This is a genomic window from uncultured Aquincola sp., from assembly GCF_964001545.1.
Classification (GTDB): domain Bacteria; phylum Pseudomonadota; class Gammaproteobacteria; order Burkholderiales; family Burkholderiaceae_C; genus Aquincola.
The window spans coordinates 1-4,594 of the sequence record NZ_CAXFDV010000506.1 but is presented as its reverse complement, the minus strand read 5'-3'; the positions used below and the strand labels follow the sequence as shown (position 1 = coordinate 4,594).

Annotated in this window: 4 protein-coding genes and 1 pseudogene; all 5 read right to left on the bottom strand. The window is 68.5% G+C overall.

Translation table 11 applies throughout. The annotated features are described in order from the left end of the window. Positions 1–372: pseudogene (locus ABNT58_RS17240) on the bottom strand (branched-chain amino acid ABC transporter permease); the annotation flags it as partial. Between the two features lie 98 nt (positions 373–470). Next, complete coding sequence (locus ABNT58_RS17235; RefSeq protein WP_250194171.1) at positions 471–1,343, bottom strand: branched-chain amino acid ABC transporter permease; 873 nt, start codon at positions 1,341–1,343, stop codon at positions 471–473. A 22-nt stretch (positions 1,344–1,365) separates the two neighbouring features. After that, a complete protein-coding gene (locus ABNT58_RS17230) occupies positions 1,366–2,538 on the bottom strand; it encodes an ABC transporter substrate-binding protein (protein WP_348754675.1) in 1,173 nt (390 codons plus the stop codon). Then, a complete protein-coding gene (locus tag ABNT58_RS17225; protein WP_348754674.1) occupies positions 2,535–3,353 on the bottom strand; it encodes an alpha/beta hydrolase in 819 nt (272 codons plus the stop codon). Before ABNT58_RS17225 ends, ABNT58_RS17230 begins: the two co-directional genes overlap by 4 nt. 3 nt (positions 3,354–3,356) lie before the next feature. Further along, a partial coding sequence (locus ABNT58_RS17220) for a benzoate-CoA ligase family protein (protein WP_348754673.1) occupies positions 3,357–4,594 on the bottom strand: 1,238 nt, incomplete at its 5' end.

The following is a 4,594-nucleotide window of genomic DNA, read 5'->3' as shown; positions in this document are numbered from 1 at the left end:
GCCGGTGTCGTGGAACACGAAGTAGGCCATCTGCGCAAAGGCCAGCGTGACCATGATGAAGTAGATGCCGCGGGTGCGCAGCCCCAGCAGCCCGACGAAGAGCGCATAGGCCGCGGCGCCGCCCATGGCCAGCGGCAGCAGCGTGGCGATGGAGCCGCCGCCATCGCCCGAGGCCAGCACGGTGACATAGGCGCCGATGCCGTAGAAGGCCGCATGCCCCAGGCTGACCAGGCCGGTGATGCCGACGACGAGCTGCAGGCTGAGCGCGAAGATCGACAGGATCATCACCTTCAGCAGCAGGTCGGTGAGGTAGGGCGTGAGCACCGGCGCCACGGCGGCCAGCGCGGCCAGCACGCCCAGCGCCGGCAGCATCGGCTTCCAGGCCGATGGACGGGGCGCGGCAGGCGGCAGGGTGGGTGCGGTGGCGGCCATGGTGGCGGGCGGGTGGGTGATGAGGTCGGGTTTCATGGTCACGCTCTGCGGCCCATCAGGCCCTCCGGGCGCCAGATCAGCACCACCGCCATCAGCAGGTACACGCCGATGCCGCTCAACTCGGCGAAGAACACCTTGCCGAAGGTGTCGACGAAGCCCACCAGCAGCGAAGCCACCAGCGCACCGGTGATGGAGCCGATGCCGCCGATGACCACCACCACGAAGCAGATGATGAGCACGCTGCCGCCCATGCCCGGGTACACGCTGGACATGGGCGCGGCGATCATGCCGGCCAGCGCCGCCAGCGCCACGCCGGCCGCGAACACGATGCGGTAGAGCCGCCGAATGTCGATGCCCAGGCCGCGCACCATGTCGCGGTTGCTGGCACCGGCGCGGATCATCATGCCCAGCCGGGTGCGGTTGACCACCGCATACAGCCCGATGGCCAGCACGATGCAGGCGGCCGACGCGAACAGCCGGTAGGTGGGGTAGCTCATCACGTCGCCCAGCGCGAAGCTGCCGGCCAGCCACTCCGGCGGCTTGACGCCGTGCACGTCGTTGCCCACCAGGATGGAGCGCAGCTCCTCGAACACCAGGATCAGGCCGTAGGTCATCAGCACCTGCTGCAGGTGTTCACGCTGGTACAGGTAGCTGTAGAAGGCCCATTCCAGGAAGTAGCCGAACACCGCCGCCAGCACGATGCCCACCGCCAGCATCACCAGGAACTGGTCGCCGAACAGCGGGCTGAGCGCAAACGCCATGTAGGCGCCCAGCATGTAGAAGCTGCCATGGGCCAGGTTGATGACGCCCATGATCCCGAAGATCAGCGTCAGCCCCGAGGCCAGCAGGAACAGCAGCAGGCCGTACTGCACGGCGTTCAGGCACTGAACGAGGAAGGTGGCGAGGTCCACGGCAGGCGCTCCGGCAGTGGGGTCAGAGCTTGCAGCCGCGGGCCGGGTCGCTGAGCGACTTGCTCGCGATGCCGACCACCTTGTTCTCCTTGCCCTCCACCTTGCGCAGATAGATGTCCTGCACCGGGTTGTGCGAGCGGGACAGCGTGAACGGGCCGCGCGGGCTGTCGATGCGGGCCTTTTCCAGCGCGGCCGCGAACTCGGCCTTCTTGCCGATGTCGCCCTTGACCGCCGCCAGGCCGGTGGCCAGCATCTGCGCGGCGTCGTAGCCCTGCACCGCGTACACGTCGGGCTGCATCTTGAACTGCTTGGCATAGGCCAGGCGGAAGCTGTTGTCGCGCGGCGTGTTCAAGCCGTCGGCATAGTGCAGCGTGGTCAGCACGCCCTGCGCCGCCTCGCCCTGCGCTTCCAGCGTGCCGTCGGTCAAGAAGCCCGAGCCGTAGAGCGGAATGGTCTTGTTCAGGCCCGCGGCCGCATAGTCCTTGACGAACTTGACCGCGCCGCCACCGGCGAAGAAGGCGAACACCGCATCGGGCTTGGCCGCCGCGATCTCGGTGAGCAGCGCCTGGAATTCCACGTTCGGGAAGGGCAGCGTCAGCTGCTTGGTGACCTTGCCGCCTTCCTTCTCGAAGCCTTCCTTGAAGGCATTGGTCATCTCCTCACCGGCCGCGTACTTCCAGGTGATGGTCATCGCGGTCTTCTTCTTTTCCTGCTTGGCCGCCACGGTGCCCATGCCGTAGCTGGACTGCCAGTTGGAGAACGAGCTGCGGAAGATGTTCTGCGCGCACATGGGGCCGGTGACCGCATCGGACCCGGCATTGGGCACGATGAGCACGGTGCCGCTTTCCTTGGCGGCGCGCGCCATGGCCATGGCCACGCCGCTGTGCACCGTGCCCACCAGCACGTCCACGTTGTCGCGCTTGATCAGCTTGTTGACGTTGTCGGTGGCCTTGGCAGGGTCGCTCTCGTCGTCCACCTTGAAGAACTCCACCTCGCGGCCGCCGAGCTTGCCGCCCTGCTCGTCCACATACAGCTTGAAGCCGTTCTCGATGGCCACGCCCAGCGCGGTGAAGGTGCCGCTGTAGGGCAGCATCAGCCCCACCTTGAGCTTGCCGGACTGGGCCTGCGCCAGCGATGAAGCCAGCAGCAGCGAAGCAGCCAGCGCCGGAATGGCGAATGCGGTCTTGCGGATCATGCTTGTCCCCTTGCGTTGTGGTGGCGGTGGTGTTGGATGAAGGCGTGGGCCGCTTCGATGACGGCCTCGGGCTGGTCACGGTGCGGCGAATGGCCGCAGGCGCGCAGCTCCAGCAGCTGCGTGGCCGGCAATTGCCGGCCAATGGCACGGATCTGGTCGAGCGTGCCGTACTCGTCGTCCACGCCCTGGATGGCCAGCACCGGCGCGGTGATCTGCGCCACTTCGGCTTCGATGTTCCAGGGGCGGAAGGCCGGGTCCAGCCAGATGCGGTTCCAGCCCCAGAAGGCGGAGTCGGCATCGTCGTGGTAACGGCCCAGCTTCTGCGGGAAGTCGGTGGTCAGGTAGGTCTGGCGGGCCACCTCGATGCTGGCCACCGACACGTCTTCCACGAACAGGTGCGGCGCCAGCACGATGGCGCCGGCCACCGGGTGGCGGGCCGCATGCAGCAGCGCGATGGAGCCGCCGTCGCTGTGGCCGAAGAGCCAGGGCGGCTGCCGCGTGGGGTCGATGTGCAGCGCCGCCAGCAGCGACGGCAGCAGCTCATGAGCCTGGCGGTGCATGAAGTCGGGCGCCCAGCGCTCATCGGCCGGGCGCGGCGTGGAACGGCCGTAGCCGGGCCGCGAATACACCAGCCCACGCAGGCCCGCGGCTTCGCACAGCCGCTGCGGGAAGTCCTTCCACATCGCCACCGAGCCCAGGCCCTCGTGCAGGAACACCACCAGCGGCGCATCGGCGCGGTCGACGCCCACCCACTGGTGCTCGATGCGCACGGTGCGGCCCTGCCAGGGCAGCTCGACGAAAACGCTGGCCGCCACGTGTCAGCCCTGCTGCTCACGCTCACGCAGGCGGAAGCGCTGGATCTTGCCGGTGGCGGTCTTGGGCAGCTCGTCGACGAACTCGATGAAGCGCGGGTACTTGTAGGGCGCCAGCCGGTCCTTGACGAAGGCCTTCAGCTCGGCCTCGGTCACCTGCTGGCCGGGCTTGAGCACCACGAAGGCCTTGGTCTTGGTCAGACCCTCGGCGTCCTGCTTGCCGATGACGGCGCTCTCCAGCACCGCGGGGTGCTGCATCAGCGTGGCTTCCACCTCGAAGGGCGAGACGTAGATGCCGCTGACCTTGAGCATGTCGTCGCTGCGGCCGGCATAGGTGTAGTAGCCGTCGGCATCGCGGCTGTACTTGTCGCCGCTCTTGGTCCAGCCGCCCTGGAAGGTGTCGCGGCTCTTGTCGCGCAGGCCCCAGTACATCAGCGCGGCGCTGGGCCCGCGGATGTAGAGGTCGCCCACCTCGCCATCGGGCACCGGGCGTCCGTCGTCGCCGCGCAGCTCGATCTCGTAGCCCTCCACCGGCCGGCCGGTGGTGCCGTAGCGCACGTCGCCCGGCCGGTTGCTCAGGAAGATGTGCAGCATCTCGGTGGAGCCGATGCCGTCGATGATCTCGCAGCCGAAGTGCTGCTTGAAGCGCTGGCCGATTTCGGCGGGCAAGGCCTCGCCCGCCGACGAGCACATGCGCAGCGCCACCGATTCCAAGCCCGGCAGCTCGGGCGAAGCCAGCATGCCGGCAAAGCCGGTGGGCGCACCGAAGAACACGGTGGGCCGCACGCCGGCCTGCGCCGGGGTGATGCCGGTCCAGCGGCGGAAGGTGGCGGCCGGCGTGGGCCGCTCGGCCATCAGCACCACGCTGGCACCCACGCTCAGCGGAAAGGTCAGCGCATTGCCCAGGCCATAGGCGAAGTACAGCTTGGCCGCCGAAAAGCAGACGTCGTCTTCGGTCAGGCCCAGCACCGGCTTGCCATACAGCTCGGCCGTCCAGAACGGGTTGCCGTGGGTATGCACCGTGCCCTTGGGCTTGCCGGTGGAACCCGATGAATACAGCCAGAAGCCCGGCTCGTCCGGCCCAGTGGGCGCGGGCCGCGCAGCGGGTTCGTGCCGGGCCAGCAGCGCCGCCAGGTCGTGCACGCGCGCGCCGTGCAGCTCGGCAGGCAACGGCGCTTCGGGGTGCGAGACCACGATGTGCCGCAGCTCATGCTCGCCCTGGGCCAGGGCCGCCTGCAGCACCG